Genomic DNA, 24038 nt, shown 5'->3' with positions numbered 1-24038 from the left:
GGTCCGGATCCCGAGACGCCGGGAACGGGGCGGGGAGGCCCGCCCTCAGCGGAAGCGGCGGTTCCCCTTGCGCCACAAGGGCGTCACCTTGCCTTCCCCGTCCGTTATCCGATTTTGACCATCACGACAGTCCGAATAGCGGAGCACGGATGGCAGGATTCCGTCACCAACCGAGGTCGCGACGCTCGACGGTGTGCCCCCGGCCCTTTGTCACGTCGGCTTCCCCGTCGGCTTCTCCATTCGCAGGAGGCTCAGCATGACCGCAAGCACCACCCGTCGCACGGCCGCCGGCAGGTCTCGCACGGCCGTGGCCGCGGCGGCCGCGGTCGCCGCCTCGCTGCTGCTGCTCAGCGCCTGCGGCGACCAGACGGACGCGGCCATCGCCAAGCGCGAGGCGAAGAAGAACCGCGACGTCAATGCGCCGCTGTTCAAGAAGCTGCCCAAGGATGTTCAGGAAAAGGCCATGCTCCAGGTGGGCTCGGACATCACGTACAAGCCGGTGGAGTTCCGCTCCAACGGCGCGATCGAGGGCATCGACCCGGATCTCGCGGAGGCGATGAGCAAGGAGCTGGGCATCAAGCTCAACTTCAACAACGCCACCTTCGACACCCTCATGGGCGGCCTGAAGTCCAAGCGCTACGACATCGCGATGTCGGCGATGACGGACACCAAGGAGCGCCAGGAGGGCATCGACAGCAACACCGGCAAGAAGATCGGCCAGGGTGTCGACTTCATCGACTACCTCAACGTCGGTGTGTCGCTCTACACCCAGAAGGGCAAGACCAAGGGCATCGACGGCTGGGAGACGCTGTGCGGCAAGAAGCTCGCGGTGCAGCGCGGCACGGTCTCGCACGACCTGGCCAAGGACAAGTCGAAGGCCTGTGAGAAGAACGGCGAGCAGCCGATCTCGATCGAGGCCTTCGACAACGACTCCGAGGCCCAGACCCGGCTGCGCACCGCCGGTGTGGACGCCGTCTCCAGCGACTACCCGGTCGCGGCGTATGCGGTGAAGGTCTCGGGTCACGGCAAGGATTTCCAGATGGTCGGCGGCGCGCCGCTCAAGGCGGCCCCGTACGGCATCGCGGTCCCCAAGGGCAAGGAGCAGCTGCGTGACGCGCTGCGGGCCGCGCTGGAACTCGCGATCAAGAACGGCTCGTACGCCAAGGTCCTGGACAAGTGGGACGTCAAGGATGCCGCGGTCAAGAAGGTGCAGCTCAATGGCGGCTCCTGAGCCGCCGCACGCCCACCCCTCCGCTCCGCGCACCTCCCGCCGAATGCTGAAAGGCAACACCCGTGTCAGTTGACGTCGACAAGTCGGCCCAGCCGCCGGCGGACGCTCCGCCGCCCCAGCCCGAGCCGATCAAAGCCATCCCGGTCCGCCACTACGGCCGCTGGGTGGCGGCGGTCGTCGTCCTCGGACTGATCGCCCTGCTCGGCCGGGCCTTCGCCGCCGGGAACGTCAACTGGGACGCCATCCCCCAGTACATGTTCAACGCGGACATCCTCAAGGGCCTGCGCAACACCCTGCTGATCACCGTGCTCTCGATGATCATCGGCATCGTGGGCGGCGTGATCCTGGCCGTGATGCGCCAGTCCAAGAACCCGGTCACCTCGACGGTGGCGTGGTTCTACGTCTGGTTCTTCCGCGGTACGCCGGTCTACGTCCAGCTGTTCCTCTGGTTCAACCTGGGCCTCGTCTTCCAGTACATCGACATCATGCCGATCTACAAGGACGAGTGGTCGGACTTCATGACCCCGTTCCTGTGCGCGCTGCTGGGCCTCGGGCTCAACGAGGCGGCGTACATGGCGGAGATCTGCCGGGCCGGCCTCAACGCCGTCGACGAGGGCCAGACCGAGGCGGCGCACGCGCTGGGCATGAGCCACGCCAAGACGCTGCGCCGGATCATCGTGCCGCAGGCGATGCGGGTGATCGTGCCGCCGACCGGCAACGAGGTCATCAACATGCTCAAGACCTCCTCGCTGGTGATCGCCGTCCAGTACTACGACCTCCTCCAGGCCGCCCAGAACGTCGGCCGGGACTCGGGCGTCGTCGTGGAGATGCTGATCCTCGCCGCCGCCTGGTACCTGATCGCCACCACGGTGCTGAGCATCGGCCAGTACTACCTCGAGCGTTACTACGCCCGCGGCGCCAGCCGCCAACTGCCGCTCACTCCGCTCCAGCGCGCCAAGGCGAAGCTGTCCGGCGGCTTCAACCGCTCCGCCGGAGGTGCGGCATGACCAGCAAGCTGACCACGAACAAGGCCGCGGGCACCAGCGGCGCCCCCATGGTGCTGGCCGAGGGCGTCCACAAGTCCTTCGGCGCGGCCCACATCCTCAAGGGCATCGACCTGGAGGTCGCGCCCCGGGAGGTCTTCTGCCTGATCGGCCCGTCCGGCTCCGGCAAGTCGACGTTCCTGCGCTGCATCAACCACCTGGAGAAGGTCAACGCCGGCCGGCTGTCCGTCGACGGCGAACTGGTCGGCTACCGCGAGCACAACGGCAAGCTCTACGAGCTGCGCGACAAGGAGGTCGCCGCCCGCCGCCGCGACATCGGCATGGTCTTCCAGCGCTTCAACCTCTTCCCGCACATGACCGCGGTGGAGAACATCATGGAGGCGCCGATCCAGGTCAAGGGCGAGTCGAAGTCCGCGGCGCGGGAGCGGGCGGTCAAGCTCCTGGACCGCGTCGGACTGTCCGACAAGGCCGGGAACTACCCCTCGCAGCTCTCCGGCGGCCAGCAGCAGCGCGTCGCCATCGCCCGCGCGCTGGCGATGGAGCCCAAGCTGATGCTCTTCGACGAGCCGACCTCGGCCCTGGACCCGGAGCTGGTCGGTGACGTCCTGGACGTCATGAAGGACCTGGCGGCGGACGGGATGACGATGGTCGTCGTGACCCATGAGATGGGCTTCGCCCGCGAGGTCGGCGACTCGCTGGTCTTCATGGACGACGGGGTGGTGGTCGAATCCGGCCACCCGCGCGAAGTGCTCGGCAACCCGCAGCACGAGCGGACGAAGTCGTTCCTGTCGAAGGTGCTGTAGCCGAAGGTGCTGTAGTCGGCGGTGCTGCAGCGGCAGGAGCCCGTGCCGGGCTCCCCGGGCCGCGGCGAGACCTGCTCCCCCGGGAGGAGGCCCGCCGCGGCCCTTCCTCCGTCGCCGCCCTTCGCCTCCGTCCCGCCTCCGCCCCTGCCCCGCCCTTCCCCCGTCACCGGCCGGTGCGGCGGTGCGCCATGCCCCTACTTCAGGCCCAGCACCAGCGCGTCCGTGGGCGAGGACCATACCGGCCGCGCCTCAGCGAACCCCGATTCGCGCAGCACGGCCGCATGCCATGCCGCCGAGGGGGTGTCGCCGTCCGCGTGCTCGCCGTAGATCTCGAAGCGCTCGGCGGTCGGCCCGGCCAGCCGCGGGTCGGCGGCCGCCAGCTGCCACCACTCGGCCCAGTCGACGGCCCCGGCCGCCTTCGCCGCGTCCATCCGCGCATGCCGGAAGGCCCGCTCGGCGGCGTTGATCCGCGGGGTGGCCTCCTCGGGCATGCGGTCGGCGTTCAGGAAGACCCCGCCGTCCCGCACCAGGGTGCCGAGCTGCCCGTACAGGCCCCGGAGGTCTTCGGTGTGCAGCCAGTGCAGCGCGGTGGCGGTGAGCACCGCGTCGTACGCGTCGTGCGGCAGCCGGTCCGTCCAGGCCGGGTCCTTGAGATCGGCGCGCACGAAGCGGACCCGGCGCTCGCCGGCGAAGTACCCTTCCGCGATGGCCAGCAGCGCAGGATCCAGATCGACGCCCACGCTCTCGGCCTCGGGGAACCGCTTCAGCAGCCGGTCGGAGATACTTCCCGTGCCGCAGGCGAGATCCAGCACCCGGGGCGCGGGGCCCACCAGGGCCTCGACCATGTCCAGCATCACCCGGAACCGCTCCTCGCGGTCGGGGAGGTACCACTCCTGCTGACGGTCCCAACTGTTCTGCCACGCCGCCCAATCGGCGCCGGCAACGGTCTCGGTCATCGCTTCCCCTTCAAAACGTAATACCCTCGTAGCAACAACACCTATTACCTCACGCAAGCATTCCGCACCTTAGCCCCAGCCCGTAAGGACTACAAGTGGAACTGGCCTATTACTCGGACTATGCCGTGCGACTGGTCAACACCGAGCAGCCCGAGCGCGGCACCGACAGCCTCACCACGGTCGAAGCCGTACGCGACCTCTTCGGCCCCGCCCAGCAGGCCGCCCGGCGCGCGACCGAGAGCGACGTGACCCGGCTGCGCGCGGTCCGCGCCCGCCTGCGCGCCGTCTTCGAGGCCGCGGCCGGCGGCGACGAGGTGCGCGCCGTGGACCTCCTCAACGCCCTGATGATGGAGTTCCCGGTCAGCCCGCAGATCTCCGGCCACGAGTACCGCGATGACAACCGCCGCCCCGACTGGCACATGCACATCGCCGACCACGCGGCGAACGCCACCGCGGGCTACACCGCGACCGCCTGCATGGGCCTGGCCTTCCACCTCACCGACCTGGGCGTGGACCGGCTCGGCATCTGCGAGGCGCAGCCCTGCCGCAACGTCTACCTGGACACCTCGACCAACCGCTCCCGGCGCTACTGCTCCGACCGCTGTGCCACCCGCGCCAATGTCGCCGCCTACCGCGCCCGCAAGCGCCTGGAGAGCGAGCGCTCGGGCCGCACCGGCCGGACCGCCGAGACCACCCAGGAGAGCACCCCGGCGACCGAGCGCTGAATCCCCCGCGGGGGCCGCACCCGCACCCAGGCGCGGGCGATGACCAGTTCGTCGGGAACGACCCCGAATTCCCGGCTGTCGTTCTCGACGAACGGATTGTCCCCCTGTACCCACCAGCCGCCGTCGCGCCGCCGCACGGCCCGCTTGACGATCAGCAGATCCTGCCGGAACGGGTGCCGCAGCACTACGACGTCACCGGGCCGCACCGCCGCCCCGTACCGCACCACCAGCTGGTCCCCGGGCCGCAGCGTCGGCACCATCGACGGGTTGTAGACCTCGGCCAGCCCGAAGGCGCGGAGGAGCCCGCCCCGCCCGCTCCCCGCGTCCGCGTCCCCGCCCTGCTCCGGCCCACGCTCGTGCACCCGCTCCGGCATCCCGTACCTCCCGGCCTGGCCCCGGTCCGTCCCTCCCCCGGACTCCGTCCGGGGGCACCCCCATCTCGCTTCGCTCACCGGTCCATCCTCCATCAGCCCCACTCCGCTACCGGACTTTTGCCCTAAGACCCCCGGCCCGGCCAAGAAAAGCCTTCCCGCACCGAGTAATCTCGCACCTGAGAAGACGATCACGAGGAAGGACTGAACATGCTTTCGCGCCTGTTCGCCCCCAAGGTGAAGGTCAGCGCCCACTGCGACCTGCCCTGCGGCGTGTACGACCCCGCCCAGGCCCGCATCGAGGCCGAGTCGGTCAAGGCCGTCCAGGAGAAGTACCAGGCCAACGAGGACGCGGACTTCCGCACTCGCGCCGTCCTGATCAAGGAGCAGCGCGCCGAGCTGGCCAAGCACCACGTCTCGGTGCTGTGGAGCGACTACTTCAAGCCCCCGCACTTCGAGAAGTACCCGGAGCTGCACCAGCTGGTCAACGACACCCTCAAGGCCCTCAGCGCGGCCAAGGGTTCCAACGACCCGGCCACCGGCCAGAAGGCCCTGGACTACATCGCCCAGATCGACAAGATCTTCTGGGAGACCAAGAAGGCCTGACCTCAGGCCGGGCGTCCGACCCGCGTTTCCGCAGGTCACCTCGCCGCACTGTCCGCACCCGCTCCGCACGCCGCCCCAGCAGGGCGTCCGTGACGGAGCGGGTGCGGTCTGCGTTTCACCCGGACGGTCCGTGGGGATGGCCCCGGCCCAGCCGACGTGCCGGTACCCGGGTCAGCGCCGGTCCGGGCCGGGGCCGGGCTTCCGGTGGTGGAGGGCGCGGTGTTACCGGGCGTCCGGGCCGCCGGTGTAGAGGAGCCGGTTGGGGGTGCCGCTGCCGGTGTCGGAGATCCGGTCGGGCGTGGCGGCACCGAGGAGCGCGTCGTGGACCTCGGAGGGGGAGGCATTGGGGTGCGCGGAGAGGTAGAGGGCGGCGGCGCCGGTCACATGCGGTGCGGCCATCGACGTCCCGGTGAGGGAGTGGGTGGCCGTGTCGCCCGTGTTCCAGGCCGAGTTGATGCCCGTTCCCGGGGCGAACAGGTCGGTGCAGGGACCGTAGTCCGAGTCCTGGCGGCGCTTGTCGTCGGCCGTGGCGTTGTTCACCACGAGCGCGGGAGCTATGTCGCCGGGTGAGTTGCCGCAGGCGTTCGTGCCGTCGTTGCCCGAGGACACGACCCAGGTGACCCCGGAAGCGATGGACTTCTTGATCGCGCTGTCCTCGCTGCTGCTCTTCGGACCGTTGATGCTCATGTTGACCACGGCGGGCTTGACGGCGTGCGCGGTGATCCAGTCGGCGGCCGCGATGATCGACGAGGCCGAGCCCTTGCCGCGGCAGTTCAGCACGCGGACGGACACCAGCTTGACCCCCTTGGCCACGCCGTAGTCCTTGCCGCCTATGGTTCCCGCGACGTGGGTGCCGTGCCCGGCACAGTCCTGGCCGTCGTGACCGTCGCCCACCTCGTCGACGCCGAGCGCGGCGCGGCCCTGGAACTGGGCGTGGGAGGTGCGCAGGCCGGTGTCGACGACATAGGCCGTGACCTTGCCGCCCGTGCCCGGATAGCGGTAGCTCTTGTCCAGGGGCAGGGTGTGCTGGTCGATCCGGTCGAGCCCCCAGGACGGGGGGTTGCTCTGGACGGCGGAGCCGCTGATCTCGGAATCCTGCTCCACGTACGCGACCCGGGGATCGGCCGCGACCCGGCGGGCCTGCTCGTCGGTCATCGTCGCCGCGTATCCCTTGAGGGCCGTCCCGAAGGACCGCCGGACGGTGCCGCCGTGTGCCGTCACGAGGCGGGCTCCCTCGGCCTTCACCGAATGGGCCGACAGCGCGCGGTCCTTGAGGGTGACGATGTACCTCCCGGGGATGGCGTGGGCAGCGGTACGGACGGCCGGTGCGGGCTGCGGCTCCTGCGCCCGGGACACCTGTCCGGTGAGGAGGGGGACGGCCACCGCGAGCACGACGACCGCGGTGAGCCTTCGTATGCCTGTGGGCATGGCTGCTCCTGAGAGGGAGAGGGTGAGACCCGGAAATCACCGGGCCCCTTTGGTGTACCGGCTGTCCGGCCGCGTTGGCGGCGCAGCTTTGCCAGTGGCACAGATGCGCAACCGGGCTTTCTCCAGGGCGATGTGGCGTTGGGGTACACCTCGGAAAAACACGGGTGGGCCCGCCACGGAAAGTGGCGGGCCCACAGCGGGGTGTGACCGTCAGCTCAATTGACCGTCATAGTCCGGCAGCTTGAATCCCTTTTCGTAGTGCCCGCCCTCGAAGTCGGTGCTGCGATTACCCACGTTGGCGATGAGCGTGTACCCCTGCTGCTCGTACTGCTTACGGCAGCCGAGTTTCACCTGGGCCTTTCCGGGACTGTGCCCCTCGGGCTTCAGGCAGAGTCCGTCAACGGTGTAGCCGGCCGAGGTGAGCTGCTTGGTCGTGGAGTTCCTGGAGTCGGGGCTGCGGTAGGAAGCGAACAGTACGGCCGCGCCGTGCGCGTGTGCGTACTTCGTGGCGCTGAGGATCGCCTCGATGGGCTTGCCCTTGTCGTAATGAGTGGCCAGGGACGTATTGTCGATGTCCAGGACAACCGCGGGCTTTTCACCGCGCGGGACATGGGCCAGGCGCTGTTCCAGATGGTGCTGAAGGTCGGCCGCCACAGGTGCGACGTCCTGAAGCCAAGCGCTCTTCGTCGGCAGCGAGTCCGGATGAGGTGCGGCCTGTGCTGCGGTGGGAAGTACCGCCAGGGCGCATATCGCCGTGCCGGCCATGAACGCGGCCTTCGTACCGTGGGACATTCTTTGCTCCTTTGCGTGCACTCACGATGCTTTGCGGGGAGTCGGGCATGTCACGGAGGGAGACGGGCAGGGGCCGCTGGGACATCTCCCGATGCCGTCACCGGTGTGCGATGCCGCTTCCTCCGTGACCCGCACGCCGATATGAGTACTCCCCTCAGCGGCCGCGTGGTGTCACAAGTGCGCCAGTGGCCGGGTTGGGCGCGCACCTGGCGGACCCACTCGCCGTCGACAATCCCCCTGTTCCGCAAGCAAGGCCTCAGATCCACTTCTTACGCGCCGCGTACAGCGCGAGCTGGAACCGGTTGGCGGCCCCGGCCAGAAGGTAGAGATGTTCCATGTGGCGAGAGAGCGTGCGGCGGCTGATACCCAGCAGCTGCGCGATGGTGTCGTCGGTGACCCCCGTCCCCAGCAGCTCCAGAATGCGGCGCTGTAAGGGACGCAGAGCGGGTGGTACTTGCGCGCTCAGGTGCATGGGATAACCGGAACTCCAAGCGGTCTCGAAGAGTCCGAGGAGCGCGGTCAGCAGACTTGACGGCCGCACGAGGAGCAGCGACTCATTGGATTCCGCTTCGACGGATGACATCGACACGATCGCCAGCCGCCGGTCGAAAACGGTGAGTTTGACCGGCACCGCCGTGAGCACCCGGGCTTCTTCACCGGCAGCAATGCACGGCTGGATATTGACCGCATAGTAGGCACTGTTCTGTACGGCCGAACTGGAATAAACCACCCGGTATTTCACGCCCCGTTCGAGGTTGTCCACCTCTATGGGATTGGCGCCACCGTCCGTATGATAGGGCGGCGAATCGAAGCGGGCCACTTCCGATTCCGCGGCTCTCTCGAACTGCCATATGCGGTCGACGATCTGCGGTCCCGTCACCACTTCGACCAGTTCATCGGTGCTTTGTGAGCCCGTACAGCGCCGGTATTCCCGGTACGCATGCAGGGCTGCCAGGTGCGCTTGCTGCACCTCGGCCGACCGCGCGTGGGCGAGACGGTCGAGAGCGATACTCGGTTCGGCCGGGGAGACGGTGGACCGGTGGGAGCCGCCGACGGTGACCAGTCCCAGGTCCATCAGGTGGCGGACGGTTTTCTTCGCCTCTTCACAGTCCCATCCCAGGTATGCCCCCAGTTGCCCGACGGTGCGCTGGCCGGACTGCAGCAGCACCTGGAATGCCTCGGCCTCCCGCGGAGCCACGCCGAGATCCCCCAGATATTCCACCAGATCCCTGTCTGTCACATGAGTCCTCTCGGTTCGGGTGCCCTGCAGCAGCGAGCAGGAAGAAGACCACGTCGTTCGGGTCAATGGCAGATCGCCATGACGGCCGACATCGTGTCACGGGAAGGTCGAACGTGAAGTTAAATGCGCACGCCCTTAGCGGAAAGGGAGAAAGCGCTTGCATTTCAGGCACGGACCCAAAGATCTCGATCGCGACCTGAATGCTGCAAAGGCCCGTAATGCCGTCGACGTGCCGGGGCCCGGCAGTGCCTGATCAAGGGCAAGGCCTTACCGGCAACGGAGGAGGAGCAGGGGCCGTCAGCAGGAGACGGTCACGACGGCGTGGAGCCGCCCCGGCGCCGGCCCAGGCCGTGGTGCAGGCCGCCCGCTGCCATGCCCCTGACCGGGAGTTCGTCCGCCGTGGTGCCGGCCGGGCCGATGCCCTTGGCCGCTGCTGCTCGGCCGTAGCGGTTCGCCAGGGGTGCGGAGGTGAGGCCGTGGGCGAGGACGCTGAGCAGGACGGTGAGGGTGACGACCGGGACCACCGCTCGGGTGTCGGGGGCCGCCAGCTCCTCGACCGCCAGCAGGCCGAAGATGATCGAGGCCAGTCCGCGGGGGCCGAACCAGCCGACGAACAGGACCGTCTTGAGGTCCAGTCCGCTCCCGATCAGGGACAGGGCCACGGGCAGCATCCGGATCACCGTGAGGCTCAGTACGGCGTAGACCGCGCTCTGCCAGGTGAGGTGGTCGAACACCTCCGGCAGCAGGAGGGCGCCGAACACCAGCCAGACCAGCACGGAGACCAGTGCGGCGGACTGCTCGACGTACAGAAGCACCCGCTGCGGCGCACCGTGCGTCGACCCGACGGCCAGGCCCGCGACGAAGGCGGCGATGAACCCGTTGCCGCCGAGCGCCAGCGCGGAGGTGTAGCCGAGGAGGGCCAGGGCCAGGACGCCCGCGCCGGCGAAGTCCTCGCCCGCCCAGCCGTTGCGGAGCGTGGTCCGCAGCAGCCATCCGGCGGCCAGTCCGACCACCGCGCCGTACGCCGCGCCGACGACGAGCTGCACCACGGCATGGCCGGTGGCATCCGGCGGGGCGGTGTGCCCGGCCGCGGAGACCCCGGCCAGGGCGAGCACCACCAGGGGCGTGACGATGCCGTCGTTGAGACCGCTCTCGACATTGATGAGCCGGCGGATCTTCGCGGGGACGACGGGGTTGACCATCATCGTGGCGCCGAGCGCGGCGTCCGTCGGGGCGAGCGCGGCCCCGACGTACAGGGCGGCCCACCAGGAGACGCCGGGGAGCAGGGCGGCCGCCAGCACCGTGCCGAGGGCCACGCACAGCGGCAGCCCGATCCCCAGCAGCCGTCCGTAGAGGCCGAGCTCCGGGCGCAGGGCACGGAAGGAGAGCCGGGCGGCGTCGGTGAAGAGCACCCAGACCAGGGTGACCTCCGCGAGCAGCTTGACCGTCTCGTGCGGGAGGGCGAGGTGGAGGACGCCGGTGCCCTCGCCCAGCAGCAGGCCCAGCAGGACGAAGGCGGCGGGAGCGGTCAGCTCGTAGCGTTCCATCCGCCGCGAACACAGACACCACAGGAACAGCAGGAGCAGGACCAGGGAAAAGGTGCCATCCACACGGGCCTCCAGGGCTTGGCCGCGCCGGCCTTCGGCACCCCCACTCTCGGCCATCGCCGCACGGGCCGGTGGGCCCCCGGCGGCCGGGACCGCGGCTTTCACACGGTTGGTGGACAGGCCCGGCCGGCGGGGCCGGGTGCGTGGGGCATCCAGGCCTTTGGCGCACCCGGGAGCGGGCGTCGGCACAGGGCAAGGGCAGGCGGCCGTGGCCGTCCAGTGCCCTACCGCCCCACCGGCAGCGGCCCGTTGTGCTGCACCAGCCAGGTCCGGTAGGCCTCGCTCGCCCAGGCGGTCTCCATGTACGAGGCGGTCAGGTCGGCGAACAGGTCGTCGGCGGAGGCGGCGGGGGTGCCTTCCTGGCGGCAGGCCATGAAGAGGCGGACGGCCAGCGGGTCGCCGTACAGGGGGCGGATCGCCATGCCGTGCCGGGAGCGCGCGGTCGGCTGGCAGGGGGTGACCACCTCGCCGGCGGTGACCAGATCAACCGTGGTGAGGTAGTCGCCGTGCACGACACGGGGGTTGATGCCGGCCGCGGCCCAGATGCGGCGCAGTCCCGCCCATTCGCCGTCCACGGTCGGGTCGACCATCCACTGGTCGTCGGCGAGGTCCGACACCCGGATGACCGTCCGCCCGGCCGCGGGATGGGTGGCCCCCACGGCGATGAACTGCGGTTCCCTGGCGATGAGTTCATGCTCGACCAGGCCGTCCGGGACCCGCAGCGGCGCGCCTTCGACCTCGTGGACGAAGGCGGCGTCGAGCTGTCCCGTCGCGACCATGTGGAGCAGCGCGTTGGCGGACACATCGGTTCTTATCGTGGTGTCGGTGTCCGGCAGCCGCACCCGGAGCCGGCGCAGCCACCCGGCGACCGCGGGGCTGTTGGTGCTGCCGATGTGCAGCCGCGTGCCCTGGTCACGGTGCGAGGCCGAGGCAACCTCGTCAATAAGTGCGCGCATTTCGGCCACTATCGGCCGGGCCCGGCACAGCACCGCATGCCCCAGGGGCGTGGGCCGGCTGCCGGTCGGTTCACGGAAGAAGAGCTGGCCGCCCAGGGCTTTCTCGATGCGGTGGAGCTGGGTCGTCAGGGAAGGCTGGGTCATGCCGAGCTGCCGGGCCGCCTTGCGTACGCTGCCGGAGTCCGCGATGGCGCACAATGCGCGAAGATGCCTTACCTCGAGCTCCACGTCCGGAGCATAACGACGTAGGCATACGTCACACCAGACTCTCAAACCTGCCGGAACGCGCTCTTTTTTCCGGGGTATTGGCCGGCGCTCCGGGGTATTGGCCGGTGCTATCGCCACCTGGCATCTCTGTCGTCCGGGTGAACTCGGTTCAGACTCAAGGGCACCAAGAAATCCGCAGGGCCCCGGTCGCCGCCCCACACGGCGACCGTACGGCCCTCGGAGTCAAAGGAGCCCCCACATGAGATCTCCCAAGACGGCGCTGTCGGCGGCGCTCGGACTGGGCCTCGTCGCCGCGCTCGCAGCCGCGGCGCCCGTTTCGGCAGCTTCCCCCTCCCCCACCAACTCCTCCCACAGCACCCCCGCTTCGATCGCGGCCTACAACGGCTCGGCGGCCGAGAAGGCCGACACCAAGGCGTTCTTCGAGGCCGTGGTGAAGTCGGCGAAGGCCAAGATGAAGGCCCACCCCGGCGCCGCCTCGGTGACCGTCACCTATGACGCCGGCGCCGCCCCGACCTTCGCGAAGCAGATAGCCGAGAGCGCGTCGATCTGGAACAGCGCCGTGTCGAACGTGAAGCTGCAGGCGGGCAGCGGCGGCGACTTCCAGTACCGCGAGGGCAACGACGCCCGCGGCTCGTACGCCAGCACCGACGGCCACGGCAAGGGCTATGTCTTCCTGGACTACCAGCAGAACAAGGAGTACAACTCCACCCGCGTGGCCGCGCACGAGACCGGCCATGTGCTGGGCCTGCCGGACCACTACGAGGGCCCCTGCAGCGAGCTGATGTCCGGCGGCGGCCCCGGCACGTCCTGCCAGAACACCAAGCCGGACGCGAACGAGAGCGCCAAGGTGGACCAGCTCTGGGCCAACGGCCTGGCGGGCGTCCACTTCGGCAAGGCCTCCTGACGCACGCCACGGGCCTTGTGACGTAACGAAGTTCGGCGGTGGCCGGCGGATGCGACCGAGCTGGATGGTGGTCGGATCCGCACGGCCGGGGCTGTCGAGAGCCGGGACCTGGCGGCCGGCACTCGTACCCCACCAGCCCTCGCAGCTCCTGCACCGCCCGTGCGGTGGGGCTCTCCGGAGCCCCGCCGTTTTCGTCTGTCCGCTAAGACGAACGGGGGGCGTCAGCCCCAGACCGCCTGTCCGGCGGCCACCCCGGCGAACGCCGCCGCCAGTCCGGCCGCCACGGTCACCACGACATTGGCCACCGCACTCGCCCGGGCCCGGTCCGCGGCCAGCCGGAGCGTCTCGTAGGAGAAGGTCGAGTATGTCGTCAGGGCACCGCACAGCCCCGTGCCGAGCAGCAGTTGGACGTGCGAGGAGGCGGCTCCCGCGCAGGCCGCGCCGGTCAGCAGGCCGAGGATCAGGGAGCCGGCGACGTTGACGGTGAAGGTGCCCCAGGGGAAGACGGTGTCGTGGCGGGACTGCACATAGCGGTCGGTGAGGAAGCGCAGCGGTGCCCCGACCATGGCACCGGCCACCACCAGCAGCCAGTTCACCCGCGTCCGCCCTCCCCGGCGCCCGCGCCGCCCTTTCCGCCCGTACGCCGGCAGGAGAACATCTCGCACGGGTCGAGGGTCACCAGCCCGCCTCCCGCGAGGAGTTCGTCCAGCTGCGGCAGGAAGGCCCGCACCCGCTCCTCCGCGTCGACGATGACGACCGCCACCGGCATTTCCTCGCTCAGGGACAGCAGGCGCTGGGTGTGGACGATGCCGGAGGAGCCGAAGCCCTCGATCCCCCGGAAGACACTGGCCCCGGCCAGCCCCGCATGGCGCGCGCGGTGCACGACCTCCGCGTAGAGCGGTTTGCGGTGCCATACGTCCTCTTCTCCGACGAGGACCGTGAGCCGCAGCGCGGGGGCGCCGCCCGGATGTGCCGTGCCGTGTGTCATGCCGTCCGCCGCCTCAGTTGGAGAAGTGCCCGGGTGCCGGTCACCCCGGCCCACACGGCCGCGAGCGTGACCAGCACGGTACCGACGAGAGTGGCCAGGGCCGCGGCCGCCCGACCGGCGGTGACCAGCCGCTGGATGTCGACGGCGTAGGTGGAGAAGGTGGTGAAGCCGCCGAGGATGCCGGTGCCGAGGAAGGGGCGCACCAGCCGGTGGGCCGCGCGGACCTCGGTGATGACCACCATCAGGACGCCCATCAGCGCACAGCCGACGGCGTTGACGGTGAACGTGGTCAGGGGGAAGGTGCCGTTGGCCGTGGGCCACAGCAGCGCGGCGCCGTAACGGGCCGAGGCGCCGATCGCGCCGCCCACCGCCACTACCCCGATCACCGGCCACTGCCCCTGCCAGGGCGCCGCCGGCCGGCCTCGCTCATCCATGTCTCTCCCGAGATCAACGCCGCCCTCAGGCTAACCCTGCGTGCGGGACACCGCTGACCGGGGGACCGGTGGCCCCCGGGGGTGGGGCGGGGTGGCCGCGCCCGGGGCACCCCGCACCGCGGGTCATGCCGGGACGGTCTCCCGCACGGGGTGGTGCCGGCTGATGTTGCGGGCCAGCAGTTCGGTGGCTTCCTTGACCCCGATCTCGCCGCCGCTGCCCCCGGTGGCGGGCAGCCGTCCGTCCGCGTACTTCAGCTCGGCCATCGCGGTCTCCATCGCCCGGTGCGCGGCGAACAGACAGGGGGTGCTGTAGATGGCCACATCGACGCCGAGCCCGGTCAGTTCGGTCAGCGAGAGCCGTGGGGACTTCCCGCCCGCGATCTGGTTGAACAGCAACGGCTTGGTGCCGAGGACCGCGCGGATCCGGCGGATCCCCTCGACGCTGCGCACCCCGTCGACGAGCACCACATCCGCGTCGGTCCCGGCCAGCGCCGCCGCCCGCCGCAGCATCTCGTCCTCCTCCGTGGCGTCCGTACGGGCCACGACGAGCAGATCGGTACGGCTGGCCAGCACCAGGTTCAGCTTCTCCAGGTACTCCTCCAGCGGCAGCAGCAGCTTGCCGTCCGCGTGGCCGCAACGGCGGGGCCGCTTCTGGTCCTCCAGGATCACCCCGCTCGCGCCGGTCCGCTCCAGGCGCTGCACCACATGGCAGGCCACTTCGGGGTCGACGTAGCCGTCGTCGATGTCCACCAGCAGATGGTGGCGCGGGAACGCGCCGCGCAGCCGCTCCACGAAGGCGACCATGTCGGGCCAGGCGATGAACCCGATGTCCGGAAGTCCGTAGTACGACGCGGCGAAGCCGAAGCCGGACACGAAGAAGCCGTTGTAGTGCGCGGCGGCGATCGAGGCCGAGTGCATGTCGTGGACGCCGATCAGCGGTGTCGTCCCCTCGGCGGCGATCTCGTCACGCAGTGCTTGTCCGTACCGCAATGTGCTCTCCTCACAGAACCGGCGGGGGCCGCGGTCCGGCGTCCGGGACGCGTTCGCGGACGCGCGGAAGGTACCGCCGCCGCGCGCACCCGCCCACGGGGGAACTGGTCAGAGCATGTCTATCCGGCGCATCGGCGGCGCGCCTTTAACACGCCATGACCTTCACTGACTTTCTCTTTGCTTCATCCCCGCGTGCGCACCCGGCGGGCTTCCGGGGCCGGGGCCGGGCCGCGGACGAGGAAGGTCAGAGCCAGCCGTTGCGCTTGAAGCCGCGGTGGATCACCCGGCAGAGGGTCACGATCAGCCCCATGACCAGCGGATAGCCGAACGTCCAGTGCTTTTCCGGCATATGGTCGAAATTCATGCCGTACACACCGCAGACCATGGTCGGCACCGCCAGGATCGCGACCCAGGCACTGATCCGGCGCATGTCCTCGTTCTGGGCCACGGTGACCTGGGCGAGATGGGCCTGGAGTATGGAGTTGAGCAGTTCGTCGAATGCGGTGATCTGCTCGGTGACCCGGTCGAGATGGTCGGCGACGTCCCGGAAGTAGGTCTTGATCCGGGGTTCGACCTGCGCCATCGGCTGCGTCGCCAGCTCCTGCATCGGCCGGTCCAAGGGAGCCACCGCGCGCTTGAGTTCCAGCAGCTCGCGCTTGAGCTGGTAGATCCGGCCGGCCCCGCCGCTGCCGCGCACGGAGAAGACCTCGCTCTCGACGTCGTCGATATCGATCGAGACGGCGGCGGCGACATCGAGGTAGTCGTCCACCACCAGGTCGGCGACGGCGTGCAGCACGGCGGACGGGCCGAGCGCCAACTGCTCGGGCACGGACTCCAGTTGCTCGCGCAGCGGGCCCAGCGAGCCGTGCCCGCCGTGCCGTACCGTGATCACGAAGTCGGTGCCGGTGAAGACCATGATCTCGCCGGTCTCGACGACCTCGCTGGTGTCGGTGAGCCGGTCGTGCTCGACATAGCGGACCGTCTTGAAGACTGTGAACAGCGAATCGTCGTAGCGCTCCAGCTTGGGCCGCTGGTGCGCGTAGACCGCATCCTCGACGGCGAGGGGGTGCAGCCCGAACAATTCGACAATTCCGGCGAATTCCTTCTCGGACGGCTCATGCAGCCCGATCCACACGAATCCACTGCCGGATTTACGGACCTTACGGATCGCCGCCTCGGCCGGATGGTCGCCGTCCTGCCGCACGCCGTCCACGTACACCGCGCAGTTCACCACGGCGGTGCCGAGCGGCGAACGAGCCGGGTGACTGAGGTCGACACCCCGGGTGCGCGGCTGCGGCAGCCGGACGGCCTTGCGGAGGTTGCTGATCATCGACACCGGGCCAGTATGGCCCGCGGGAGCGCATGAGCGGTACGGCGCAGCGGCTGTTTCACCCAGCGCGGCGGGGCGAAGACGCTGGGGAGTGGACGACGACACGGTGGCACCCCCGGGGAATACCCTAGGGGGGTATATCGTTCTCAGGGGACGGCAAGGGCACGCGCAGCACACCGAGGAGCAGCCATGACGACCGCGGTCGGAGAGCACGGAGTCGAATTGGAGATCGGCGGGATGACCTGCGCTTCGTGCGCCGCCCGCATCGAGAAGAAGCTCAATCGCATGGAGGGGGTCACCGCCACGGTCAACTACGCGACCGAGAAGGCCAGGGTGACCGTCGCGCAGGGCAGCGGCGTCGGGACCGCCGACCTGATCGCCACCGTGGAGCGCACCGGCTACACCGCGGCCGTCCCACCACCGCCGGCCCCGGACCCGGCGCCGGCCACCACCGGACCCGACGGTGACGAGGCCCACGGCCGGACGGCCGGGCAGCCGGACGGCCGGGCGGAGGGCCGAGCGGTGGGCGGCCGGCCCGACGGCGACGGGCTCGCCGCGCTCCGTCAGCGCCTGCTGATCTCCTTCGCCCTCTCCGTCCCGGTGGTGCTGCTGGCGATGGTGCCGCCCCTGCAGTTCACCAACTGGCAGTGGCTCTCGCTGACCCTGGCCGCGCCGGTGGTGGCGTACGGCGCCTGGCCGTTCCACCGGGCCGCCTGGACCAACCTGCGGCACGGCACGGCCACCATGGACACCCTCATCTCCATGGGCACCCTCGCGGCACTGGGCTGGTCCCTCTGGGCGCTGTTCTTCGGCACCGCGGGCATGCCCGGGATGACGCACCCCTTCGAGCTGACCATCGCCCGCACCGACGGCAGCGGCAGCATCTATCTGGAGGCCGCGGCCGGTGTCACCACCTTCATCCTGGCCGGACGTTACTTCGAGGCGCGCGCGAAGCGGAAGGCGGGAGCGGCGCTGCGGGCGCTGCTGGAGCTGGGCGCCAAGGACGTCACCGTGATCCGGGACGGCCGTGAAGTCCGGATCCCCACCACGGCATTGCGGGCCGGCGACCGTTTCACCGTACGGCCCGGGGAGAAGATCGCCACCGACGGAACGGTGCTGGAGGGCGCCTCCGCCGTGGATGCCTCGATGCTCACCGGTGAGTCCGTCCCCGTCGAGGTCTCCCCCGGCGACACCGTCATCGGGGCCACCGTCAACGCGGGCGGCCGGCTGGTCGTCGAGGCCACCCGGGTCGGCGCGGACACCCAGCTCGCCCGGATGGCGCGGCTGGTCGAGGAAGCGCAGAACGGCAAGGCCGCGGCCCAGCGGCTGGCGGACAAGATCTCCGCGGTCTTCGTCCCGGCCGTGATCGCGCTCGCCCTCGGCACCCTCGGCTGCTGGCTCGCCGCCGGCGCCGGCGCGGTGGCCGCCTTCACCGCCGCCGTCGCCGTCCTGATCATCGCCTGCCCGTGCGCCCTCGGACTGGCCACGCCCACCGCGCTGATGGTCGGCACCGGACGCGGCGCCCAGCTCGGCATCCTGCTCAAGGGGCCCGAGGTACTGGAGTCGACCCGGCGGGTGGACACCGTCGTCCTGGACAAGACCGGCACGGTCACCACCGGCGTGATGACGCTCACCGGGGTGCACCTCGCCGAGGGCGTCACGGAGGCGGAGGTACTGCGGCTGGCCGGCGCGCTGGAGCACGCCTCCGAGCACCCCGTCGCCCGTGCCATCGCCGCCGGCGCCGGGCAGCGGACCGCGGACGCCGTCCCGGGGGCGGCCCCGGCCCCCCGGCCGGCCCCCGAGGACGCCCTCCCCACCCCCGAGGACTTCGCGAACGTCCCCGGCCTGGGCGTCCGGGGAGTGATCGAGGGACACACCGTTCTGGTGGGCCGCGAGCAGTTGCTGAACCAGGCGTCCCAGTTCCTGACGCCCGAGCTGGCGGCCGCCAAGGCCGCGGCCGAGGCCGAGGGGCGTACCGCGGTCGCCGTCGGCTGGGACGGCGCAGCGCGCGCGGTGCTGGTGGTGTCCGACGCGGTGAAGCCCACCAGCGCCGAGGCGGTGCGCCGGCTGCGGGCGCTGGGGCTGACGCCGGTCCTGCTGACCGGCGACAACCGCGCCGTCGCGACGGCGGTCGCCGCCGAGGTCGGGATCGACGAGGTGATCGCCGAGGTGCTGCCCGAGGACAAGGTGGCGGTCGTCGAACGGCTGCAGTCCGAGGGCCGCTCGGTCGCGATGGTCGGCGACGGCGTCAATGACGCGGCCGCGCTGGCCCGCGCCGACCTGGGGCTGGCGATGGGCACCGGCACCGATGCCGCCATCGAGGCCGGTGACCTCACCCTCGTGCGGGGCGATCTGCGCACCGCGGCGGACGCCATCCGGCTGGCCCGGGCGACCCTCGGCACCATCCGTACCAACCTGTTCTGGGCGTTCGGCTACAACGTCGCGGCGCTGCCGCTGGCCGCCGCCGGCCTCCTCAACCCGATGATCGCCGGGGCCGCGATGGCGTTCTCCTCGGTCTTCGTCGTCGGGAACAGCCTGCGACTGCGCCGCTTCCGGGCACTGGCCGGGTAGCGGGCCGGCGGACGCCGGCCGGGCGCCGGGGGCTGCCGCGCAGTGACCCCGGGATGCGGCCCCGGGATGCGGCCCCGCGCACCGGCCCCGAAGGCTTACGGGACGCGCCCGCGAGCGGAGCAATACGCCCCGGGCCCGGTAGCCCTGCCGTTGGATCGGGCGGGCTGCTGCCCCTGCGGGATTCCGCCCCGCCACCCGCGGGCGCCCCGTTCCCTGCGGGCCGCCCGCGGGCCGGGTGCAGGCTGGACGCAGGGCCACGCGGACCGGGTGCAGGCCGGACCCCAGAGGTGGCTCCCCAGAGGTGGATCCCCGGGGGCGGATCTCCAGGATGGATCTCCAGGGCGGATCTCCGCGGTTCTGACAGGTGTCTCCAGTTCTGGCGACGGAACATTGGCAGTTCACGCAGCCGCCGGGCGACAGCGAGAGGTGAGACTGGTGACGTACCGCCCACCCACGTACAGGGGATTCCATGACCGGGTCACGCGTCCTGGCTCTCGGCCATTACCAGCCCTCCGGCGTGCTCACCAACGACGACCTCGCCTCGATGGTCGACACCGACGACGCCTGGATCCGCAGCCGCGTCGGCATCCGCACCCGCCATGTCGCCGCCCCGGACGAGACCGTGGACGCCATGGCGTCCGCCGCCGCGGCCAAGGCCCTGGCCGCCAGTGGCCTGGCCCCGCAGGACATCGATCTGGTGCTGGTCGCCACCTGCACGGCCACCGACCGCAGCCCGAACACCGCGGCCCGGGTCGCCGCCCGGCTCGGGCTGGACGCACCCGCCACGATGGACCTCAACGTCGTCTGCTCCGGCTTCACTCATGCGCTGGCCACCGCCGACCACGCCATCCGGGCCGGCTCCTCGACCCATGCGCTGGTCATCGGGGCGGAGAAGTTCACCGAGGTCGTGGACTGGACGGACCGCTCGACCTGTGTGCTGGTCGGCGACGGTGCGGGGGCCGCGGTGGTCAGCGCCTCGCCCGAGCCGGAGATCGGTCCCGTGCTGTGGGGCTCGGTGCCGCAGATGGGCGGTGCGGTGCGCATCGAGGGCGAGCCGGCCCGGTTCTCCCAGGAGGGCCAGACCGTCTACCGCTGGGCGACCACCCAGCTGCCGGCCATCGCCCGCACGGTGTGCGAACGCTCCGGGATCACGCCCGCCGATCTTGCCGGCGTGGTGCTGCACCAGGCCAACCTGCGGATCATCGAACCGGTCGCGGAACGGATCGGCGCGGTCAACGCGGTGGTCGCCAAGGACGTCGTCGACTCCGGGAACACCTCGGCGGCCTCCGTGCCGCTCGCCCTGTCCAAGCTGGTCGAACGCCGTGAGATCAGCTCCGGCGCTCCGGTGCTGCTGTTCGCCTTCGGCGGCAACCTCTCGTATGCGGGACAGGTCATCCGCTGCCCCTGAGACGGGCACCGTCACGTCCGATTCGTTCAAGACCGCGGCCCGGCGGGCACCCTACGCTCGCCGCATGACCAGCACTCCTTGCCCCCGTACTCCTCCCGCCGGCACGCCGGCCTCCACCACACCGTCCACCCCGCGGTTCGCCGCCATCGGCATCGTCGTGGCCGACATGGCCGCGGCCCTCGCCTTCTACCGCCGCCTCGGCCTGGACGTCCCCGCCGACGCGGACCGCGCCCCGCACGCCGAGGCACAGCTCCCCGGAGGGCTGCGGCTGATGTGGGACACCCACGAGACCGCGCGGGCCGTCGACCCGGACTGGACGCCGCCGCGGGGCGGCACCCCGACGGGGCTGGCGTTCGAGTGCGCGGGCCCCGACGGCGTCGACGCGGTCTACGCGGAACTCACCGCCGCCGGCTATACGGGCGAGAAGCCGCCGTGGGACGCCTTCTGGGGGCAGCGCTACGCCGTCGTACAGGACCCGGACGGCCACGGGGTCGATCTGTTCGCGCCGCTGCCGTAGGGAGCCTGTCCGCCCCGGGGCGTGTCCGTCCTAGCCGATGTCCCCGGGGTGCTCGCGCAGGTACAGCGCGCCGCAGGTGTGGCAGAAGGGCTCTCCCTTGGGCGTGCCCCAGACGTCGGCCGTCTGGGTGGCGGCGGCCGGCGCCAGCTCCCGCCCGCACATCGCGAGGGTGCCGTCCAGCCGCACCATGTGCCAGATCTTCACCGGCGTGTCCGCGTGCGGCAGGACGCCTTCCTCGTACTCGGCGCGCATCTCGTGCTCCATGGCCGTGCACCTCCTACGCCCACGATGCGCCAGCCGCCGGGCGGCCACAACGGCAAGGGGCACCGGTCTTCCGCCCGTCCGCCCGTCAGAACACCGACCATCCCGTCAGCGTCGTGAAGTGGTCCAGCGCCGCGGCGCCCGCCACCGAGTTTCCGCGGGCGTCGAGTCCGGGGCTCCATACGCACAGCGTGCAGCGCCCCGGGATCACGGCGATGATGCCGCCGCCGACACCGCTCTTGGCGGGCAGCCCGACGCGGTAGGCGAACTCCCCCGCCGCGTCATACGTCCCGCAGGTCAGCATCACCGCATTGATCCGCTTGGCCTCGCGGGCCTCCAGCAGGCGGCTGCCGTCGGCGCGCAGCCCGTGACGGGCGAGGAATCCGCCGGCGACGGCCAGGTCCCGGCAGCTCATCTCGATCGAGCACTGCCAGAAGTAGTGCTCGATGACGCTGGGGACGGGGTTCTCCAGGTTGCCGAAGGACGCCATGAAATGCGCCAGCGCGGCATTGCGGTCGCCGTGTTCGGCCTCGGAGTCGGCCACCGCCTGGTCGAAGGCGAGGTCCGGGTTGCCGCTCTCCTCGCGCAGGAAGTGCAGCATCGAGGTGCTGGCATCGCCGGTGAGGGTCTGCAGCCGGTCGGTGACCACCAGCGCGCCCGCGTTGATGAACGGGTTGCGCGGGATGCCCTCCTCCGCCTCCAGCTGGACCAGCGAGTTGAACGGCGTACCGGACGGCTCGCGGCCCACCCGCTTCCAGATGTCGTCGTGGCCGTCATGGCTCTGCGACATCACCAGCGCCAGCGAGAACGCCTTGGAGATGGACTGGACGGAGAACGGGGTCTCCCAGTCCCCGACGCCGTACACGTCGCCGTGGATATCGGCCACCGCGATCCCGAAACGGTCCGCCGACACCCGTTCCAGGGCCGGTATGTAGTCGGCGACCCTGCCCTGTCGCACATACGGCCTGGCGTGGGCCGCTACCTCCTCGAGAACGGCCTGGTAGTCCATGACGGACACGCTAACCCGGGGCGAGCAGCACCCCCATCGGGGCCCCCGCCAGCGCCTTCACCTCGCGGGCGAGATGCGCCTGATCCGCGTATCCGGCGCGGGCCGCGACCTGTGCGCGGGGCATCCCGGAGCGCGCCAGATCGAGCGCGCGGACGAACCGGAGCACCCGGGTCAGGGTCTTGGGGCCGTACCCGAACGCGATCCGCCGGATACGCCGGATGGCTCATCCGAGTAGCGCTCCTCGCCCATATCCCCCAGCCTGGCACGGGAACCCCACGGCCGTCCGCGCCGTTGATCCCTTACGACACGGACCTCACGGAGGTGGCACATGTCAGGGTTTCTCGACCGCGCGAAGGAACAGGCCCAGAGCGCGCTGAACCAGGGCAAGCAGAAGGTCGACGAGGTGCAGCAGAACCGCGCCGGCAACGAACTGCTGAGAAAGCTGGGCGCCGCGTACTTCGCCGAGCGCCGGGGCAGCGGCTCCCCCGAGGCGACCCAGGACGCACTCAACACCCTCGAGGCGCATGTCAACGCGCACGGGGACGCGTTCCTGCACACGAGCGGGTAGCGCCCATCCCGTCAGGCGGCAGGGCGCGGCCCGCACCGCCGGCACCCGGGACGCCGCCGGCACCCGGGACAATGAGCAGTGTGACCAGCACCGCCCCCGGCCCGCTGCCGGATCCGCACGCCCTGCGCCCGCGCCTGCCCTCGCCCCTCCAGGAGATCGAGGACGAGCCGTTCACGCGGCGCGGCGTACGGCTGCTGCTCAAGCGGGACGATCTGATCCACCCGGATCTGGCGGGCAACAAATGGCGCAAGCTGGCGCCGAACCTGCGGGCCGCGGCCGCCGCCGGTGACCGCGCGCTGCTGACCTTCGGCGGCGCGTACTCCAACCATCTGCGGGCCACCGCCGCGGCGGGCCGGCTGCTCGGCTTCGCCACCATCGGTGTGGTCCGGGGCGACGAGCTCGCCGGCGCCCCGCTCAATTGGTCGCTGGCCCGCTGCGCCGCCGACGGTATGCAGCTGTACTTCCTCGACCGGGCCCGCTACCGCCGCCCCGGTGACCCGGACGTGCTCGCCGCTCTGCACGACCGCTTCGGCGCGTTCCGCGTCATACCCGAGGGCGGCAGCAACTCCCTTGCCGCACAAGGCTGTACGGAGCTGGGCCGGGAGCTGCACGGCGCCGCCGGCACCGTCGCGGTGGCCTGCGGAACGGGCGGCACCCTGGCCGGGCTCGCCGCGGGGCTGGCGCCGGGGCAGCACGCCCTGGGGGTGCCCGTACTCAAGGGCGGCGACCCGCACTTCCTCCAGGAGACGGTCGCGGAACTGCAGCGCGCGGCGTTCGGCGGACCGCGCGGCGACTGGCGGCTGGACGGCCGCTTCCACTGCGGCGGATACGCCCGCCGCACCCCGGAACTGGAGGCGTTCGCGGACGCCTTCGAGGACCGGCACGGCCTCCCCCTGGAGCGGATCTACGTCGCCAAGCTGCTGTACGGGCTGACGACACTGGCCGAGGAGGGCGCCTTCTCCCCCGGCAGCACGGTGGCCGCAGTGATCACCGGCACGCCCTGAGCCGCCCCCGCCGAGCCGCCGGTCAGGCCACGGCACAGGAGCACGGACCGGAGCCAGGCCACAGCAGCGGGCCCGGCGACCGCGTAAGGGGCCCGGTCCCCACCCCG

General features: G+C 70.8%; 25 protein-coding genes and 1 pseudogene. 11 read left to right on the top strand and 15 right to left on the bottom strand.

The window, feature by feature from the left end; genetic code table 11:
- Nucleotides 1–256 precede the first annotated feature (256 nt).
- The 3 genes from ABZ851_RS10520 to ABZ851_RS10510 all read left to right on the top strand — a co-directional run bounded on the left by ABZ851_RS10520 (nt 257) and on the right by ABZ851_RS10510 (nt 3038).
- Nucleotides 257–1231 (top strand): ABC transporter substrate-binding protein, encoded by a 975-nt coding sequence (locus ABZ851_RS10520; protein ID WP_361124645.1) that lies wholly within the window; start codon nt 257–259, stop codon nt 1229–1231.
- Nucleotides 1232–1293: 62 nt separating this feature from the next.
- On the top strand, nt 1294–2238 hold the full coding sequence (locus tag ABZ851_RS10515; RefSeq protein WP_336051112.1) for an amino acid ABC transporter permease: 945 nt from the start codon (nt 1294–1296) through the stop codon (nt 2236–2238).
- Between the two features lie 47 nt (nt 2239–2285).
- Nucleotides 2286–3038 carry an amino acid ABC transporter ATP-binding protein gene (locus ABZ851_RS10510; RefSeq protein ID WP_336051209.1) on the top strand — a complete coding sequence of 251 codons (753 nt, stop codon included), beginning with the start codon at nt 2286–2288 and terminating at the stop codon, nt 3036–3038.
- 194 nt (nt 3039–3232) lie between these two features.
- Here the strand turns inward: ABZ851_RS10510 and ABZ851_RS10505 are convergent, their stop codons facing one another.
- Nucleotides 3233–3994: a class I SAM-dependent methyltransferase gene (locus ABZ851_RS10505; protein WP_336051114.1), complete on the bottom strand. Its 762-nt coding sequence runs from the start codon at nt 3992–3994 to the stop codon at nt 3233–3235.
- A gap of 95 nt (nt 3995–4089) precedes the next feature.
- On the opposite strand from ABZ851_RS10505, the gene ABZ851_RS10500 reads away from it, so the two are divergent.
- Nucleotides 4090–4719 carry a CGNR zinc finger domain-containing protein gene (locus tag ABZ851_RS10500; protein WP_361124642.1) on the top strand — a complete coding sequence of 210 codons (630 nt, stop codon included), beginning with the start codon at nt 4090–4092 and terminating at the stop codon, nt 4717–4719.
- Here the strand turns inward: ABZ851_RS10500 and sodX are convergent.
- Entirely contained in the window at nt 4623–5093 is a 471-nt protein-coding gene (gene sodX / locus ABZ851_RS10495) for a nickel-type superoxide dismutase maturation protease (RefSeq protein WP_361124640.1), read from the bottom strand. The genes ABZ851_RS10500 and sodX overlap by 97 nt on opposite strands.
- Nucleotides 5094–5300: 207 nt before the next feature.
- On the opposite strand from sodX, the gene sodN reads away from it, so the two are divergent.
- Nucleotides 5301–5696 carry a superoxide dismutase, Ni gene (gene sodN, locus ABZ851_RS10490; RefSeq protein WP_030085982.1) on the top strand — a complete coding sequence of 132 codons (396 nt, stop codon included), beginning with the start codon at nt 5301–5303 and terminating at the stop codon, nt 5694–5696.
- 222 nt (nt 5697–5918) lie between these two features.
- On the opposite strand, the gene ABZ851_RS10485 is transcribed toward sodN, so the two are convergent.
- The 5 genes from ABZ851_RS10485 to ABZ851_RS10465 all read right to left on the bottom strand — a co-directional run bounded on the left by ABZ851_RS10485 (nt 5919) and on the right by ABZ851_RS10465 (nt 11947).
- Complete coding sequence (locus ABZ851_RS10485) at nt 5919–7124, bottom strand: S8 family peptidase (protein WP_361124637.1); 1206 nt, start codon at nt 7122–7124, stop codon at nt 5919–5921.
- A 210-nt stretch (nt 7125–7334) separates the two neighbouring features.
- Nucleotides 7335–7916, bottom strand: a complete 582-nt coding sequence (locus tag ABZ851_RS10480; protein ID WP_361124635.1) for an HAD family acid phosphatase — start codon at nt 7914–7916, stop codon at nt 7335–7337.
- A gap of 256 nt (nt 7917–8172) precedes the next feature.
- Complete coding sequence (locus tag ABZ851_RS10475) at nt 8173–9156, bottom strand: helix-turn-helix transcriptional regulator (protein ID WP_361124633.1); 984 nt, start codon at nt 9154–9156, stop codon at nt 8173–8175.
- Between the two features lie 311 nt (nt 9157–9467).
- Nucleotides 9468–10766 (bottom strand): cation:proton antiporter, encoded by a 1299-nt coding sequence (locus ABZ851_RS10470; protein ID WP_361124631.1) that lies wholly within the window; start codon nt 10764–10766, stop codon nt 9468–9470.
- Between the two features lie 221 nt (nt 10767–10987).
- Nucleotides 10988–11947, bottom strand: a complete 960-nt coding sequence (locus ABZ851_RS10465) for a LysR family transcriptional regulator (protein ID WP_361124629.1) — start codon at nt 11945–11947, stop codon at nt 10988–10990.
- Nucleotides 11948–12185: 238 nt separating this feature from the next.
- Between ABZ851_RS10465 and snpA the strand changes: the two genes are divergently transcribed.
- A complete protein-coding gene (gene snpA / locus ABZ851_RS10460; RefSeq protein ID WP_361124627.1) occupies nt 12186–12851 on the top strand; it encodes a snapalysin in 666 nt (221 codons plus the stop codon).
- A 221-nt stretch (nt 12852–13072) separates the two neighbouring features.
- Here the strand turns inward: snpA and crcB (ABZ851_RS10455) are convergent, their stop codons facing one another.
- From crcB (ABZ851_RS10455) to ABZ851_RS10435, 5 genes are all read right to left on the bottom strand, one after another.
- Nucleotides 13073–13447 (bottom strand): fluoride efflux transporter CrcB, encoded by a 375-nt coding sequence (gene crcB / locus ABZ851_RS10455; RefSeq protein ID WP_361124625.1) that lies wholly within the window; start codon nt 13445–13447, stop codon nt 13073–13075.
- Nucleotides 13444–13839 carry a DUF190 domain-containing protein gene (locus ABZ851_RS10450; protein ID WP_361124623.1) on the bottom strand — a complete coding sequence of 132 codons (396 nt, stop codon included), beginning with the start codon at nt 13837–13839 and terminating at the stop codon, nt 13444–13446. The genes crcB (ABZ851_RS10455) and ABZ851_RS10450 overlap by 4 nt, the downstream gene beginning before the upstream one ends.
- Complete coding sequence (gene crcB, locus ABZ851_RS10445) at nt 13836–14273, bottom strand: fluoride efflux transporter CrcB (RefSeq protein WP_361124621.1); 438 nt, start codon at nt 14271–14273, stop codon at nt 13836–13838. The genes ABZ851_RS10450 and crcB (ABZ851_RS10445) overlap by 4 nt, the downstream gene beginning before the upstream one ends.
- Nucleotides 14274–14396: 123 nt before the next feature.
- A complete protein-coding gene (locus ABZ851_RS10440) occupies nt 14397–15263 on the bottom strand; it encodes an isocitrate lyase/PEP mutase family protein (RefSeq protein WP_361124619.1) in 867 nt (288 codons plus the stop codon).
- A gap of 244 nt (nt 15264–15507) precedes the next feature.
- The gene (locus ABZ851_RS10435; RefSeq protein ID WP_361124955.1) at nt 15508–16593 is read right to left on the bottom strand and encodes a magnesium and cobalt transport protein CorA; all 1086 of its coding nucleotides are present in this window, start codon (nt 16591–16593) and stop codon (nt 15508–15510) included.
- Between the two features lie 189 nt (nt 16594–16782).
- Between ABZ851_RS10435 and ABZ851_RS10430 the strand changes: the two genes are divergently transcribed.
- The 3 genes from ABZ851_RS10430 to ABZ851_RS10420 all read left to right on the top strand — a co-directional run bounded on the left by ABZ851_RS10430 (nt 16783) and on the right by ABZ851_RS10420 (nt 21089).
- The gene (locus ABZ851_RS10430) at nt 16783–19164 is read left to right on the top strand and encodes a heavy metal translocating P-type ATPase (protein ID WP_361124617.1); all 2382 of its coding nucleotides are present in this window, start codon (nt 16783–16785) and stop codon (nt 19162–19164) included.
- Nucleotides 19165–19633: 469 nt separating this feature from the next.
- The gene (locus tag ABZ851_RS10425; RefSeq protein ID WP_361124615.1) at nt 19634–20572 is read left to right on the top strand and encodes a beta-ketoacyl-ACP synthase III; all 939 of its coding nucleotides are present in this window, start codon (nt 19634–19636) and stop codon (nt 20570–20572) included.
- Between the two features lie 64 nt (nt 20573–20636).
- On the top strand, nt 20637–21089 hold the full coding sequence (locus ABZ851_RS10420; protein WP_361124613.1) for a VOC family protein: 453 nt from the start codon (nt 20637–20639) through the stop codon (nt 21087–21089).
- A gap of 30 nt (nt 21090–21119) precedes the next feature.
- Here ABZ851_RS10420 and ABZ851_RS10415 read toward each other — a convergent pair whose 3' ends face one another.
- The 3 genes and pseudogenes from ABZ851_RS10415 to ABZ851_RS10405 form a co-directional block, all read right to left on the bottom strand.
- Nucleotides 21120–21353: a hypothetical protein gene (locus tag ABZ851_RS10415; protein WP_088799910.1), complete on the bottom strand. Its 234-nt coding sequence runs from the start codon at nt 21351–21353 to the stop codon at nt 21120–21122.
- Between the two features lie 85 nt (nt 21354–21438).
- A complete protein-coding gene (locus tag ABZ851_RS10410; protein WP_361124611.1) occupies nt 21439–22359 on the bottom strand; it encodes a glutaminase in 921 nt (306 codons plus the stop codon).
- Between the two features lie 10 nt (nt 22360–22369).
- Nucleotides 22370–22558 (bottom strand): annotated as a pseudogene (locus tag ABZ851_RS10405) (helix-turn-helix domain-containing protein); the annotation flags it as partial.
- A 129-nt stretch (nt 22559–22687) separates the two neighbouring features.
- Here ABZ851_RS10405 and ABZ851_RS10400 point away from each other — a divergent pair.
- Entirely contained in the window at nt 22688–22927 is a 240-nt protein-coding gene (locus tag ABZ851_RS10400; RefSeq protein WP_088799906.1) for a hypothetical protein, read from the top strand.
- A gap of 71 nt (nt 22928–22998) precedes the next feature.
- Nucleotides 22999–23931 (top strand): pyridoxal-phosphate dependent enzyme, encoded by a 933-nt coding sequence (locus ABZ851_RS10395; RefSeq protein ID WP_361124608.1) that lies wholly within the window; start codon nt 22999–23001, stop codon nt 23929–23931.
- The last annotated feature ends 107 nt before the right edge of the window (nt 23932–24038 follow it).

Origin of the sequence: Streptomyces sp. NPDC047049, assembly GCF_040643995.1 — a bacterium.
In the GTDB taxonomy this organism is placed as follows: domain Bacteria; phylum Actinomycetota; class Actinomycetes; order Streptomycetales; family Streptomycetaceae; genus Streptomyces; species Streptomyces mooreae.
This window is presented reverse-complemented; position numbering and strand designations above follow the sequence as displayed.

What these genes read in the sequence shown, in the direction of transcription:
- ABZ851_RS10520 (WP_361124645.1), top strand. Translation starts at nt 257, where the DNA reads ATGACCGCAAGCACCACCCGTCGCACGGCCGCCGGCAGGTCTCGCACG.
- ABZ851_RS10510 (WP_336051209.1), top strand. Translation starts at nt 2,286, where the DNA reads ATGGTGCTGGCCGAGGGCGTCCACAAGTCCTTCGGCGCGGCCCACATC.
- ABZ851_RS10505 (WP_336051114.1), bottom strand. Translation starts at nt 3,994, where the DNA reads ATGACCGAGACCGTTGCCGGCGCCGATTGGGCGGCGTGGCAGAACAGT.
- sodX (WP_361124640.1), bottom strand. Translation starts at nt 5,093, where the DNA reads ATGCCGGAGCGGGTGCACGAGCGTGGGCCGGAGCAGGGCGGGGACGCG.
- sodN (WP_030085982.1), top strand. Translation starts at nt 5,301, where the DNA reads ATGCTTTCGCGCCTGTTCGCCCCCAAGGTGAAGGTCAGCGCCCACTGC.
- ABZ851_RS10485 (WP_361124637.1), bottom strand. Translation starts at nt 7,124, where the DNA reads ATGCCCACAGGCATACGAAGGCTCACCGCGGTCGTCGTGCTCGCGGTG.
- ABZ851_RS10480 (WP_361124635.1), bottom strand. Translation starts at nt 7,916, where the DNA reads ATGTCCCACGGTACGAAGGCCGCGTTCATGGCCGGCACGGCGATATGC.
- snpA (WP_361124627.1), top strand. Translation starts at nt 12,186, where the DNA reads ATGAGATCTCCCAAGACGGCGCTGTCGGCGGCGCTCGGACTGGGCCTC.
- ABZ851_RS10450 (WP_361124623.1), bottom strand. Translation starts at nt 13,839, where the DNA reads ATGACACACGGCACGGCACATCCGGGCGGCGCCCCCGCGCTGCGGCTC.
- crcB (WP_361124621.1), bottom strand. Translation starts at nt 14,273, where the DNA reads ATGGATGAGCGAGGCCGGCCGGCGGCGCCCTGGCAGGGGCAGTGGCCG.
- ABZ851_RS10435 (WP_361124955.1), bottom strand. Translation starts at nt 16,593, where the DNA reads ATGATCAGCAACCTCCGCAAGGCCGTCCGGCTGCCGCAGCCGCGCACC.
- ABZ851_RS10430 (WP_361124617.1), top strand. Translation starts at nt 16,783, where the DNA reads ATGACGACCGCGGTCGGAGAGCACGGAGTCGAATTGGAGATCGGCGGG.
- ABZ851_RS10425 (WP_361124615.1), top strand. Translation starts at nt 19,634, where the DNA reads ATGACCGGGTCACGCGTCCTGGCTCTCGGCCATTACCAGCCCTCCGGC.
- ABZ851_RS10420 (WP_361124613.1), top strand. Translation starts at nt 20,637, where the DNA reads ATGACCAGCACTCCTTGCCCCCGTACTCCTCCCGCCGGCACGCCGGCC.
- ABZ851_RS10415 (WP_088799910.1), bottom strand. Translation starts at nt 21,353, where the DNA reads ATGGAGCACGAGATGCGCGCCGAGTACGAGGAAGGCGTCCTGCCGCAC.
- ABZ851_RS10410 (WP_361124611.1), bottom strand. Translation starts at nt 22,359, where the DNA reads ATGGACTACCAGGCCGTTCTCGAGGAGGTAGCGGCCCACGCCAGGCCG.
- ABZ851_RS10400 (WP_088799906.1), top strand. Translation starts at nt 22,688, where the DNA reads ATGTCAGGGTTTCTCGACCGCGCGAAGGAACAGGCCCAGAGCGCGCTG.
- ABZ851_RS10395 (WP_361124608.1), top strand. Translation starts at nt 22,999, where the DNA reads ATGAGCAGTGTGACCAGCACCGCCCCCGGCCCGCTGCCGGATCCGCAC.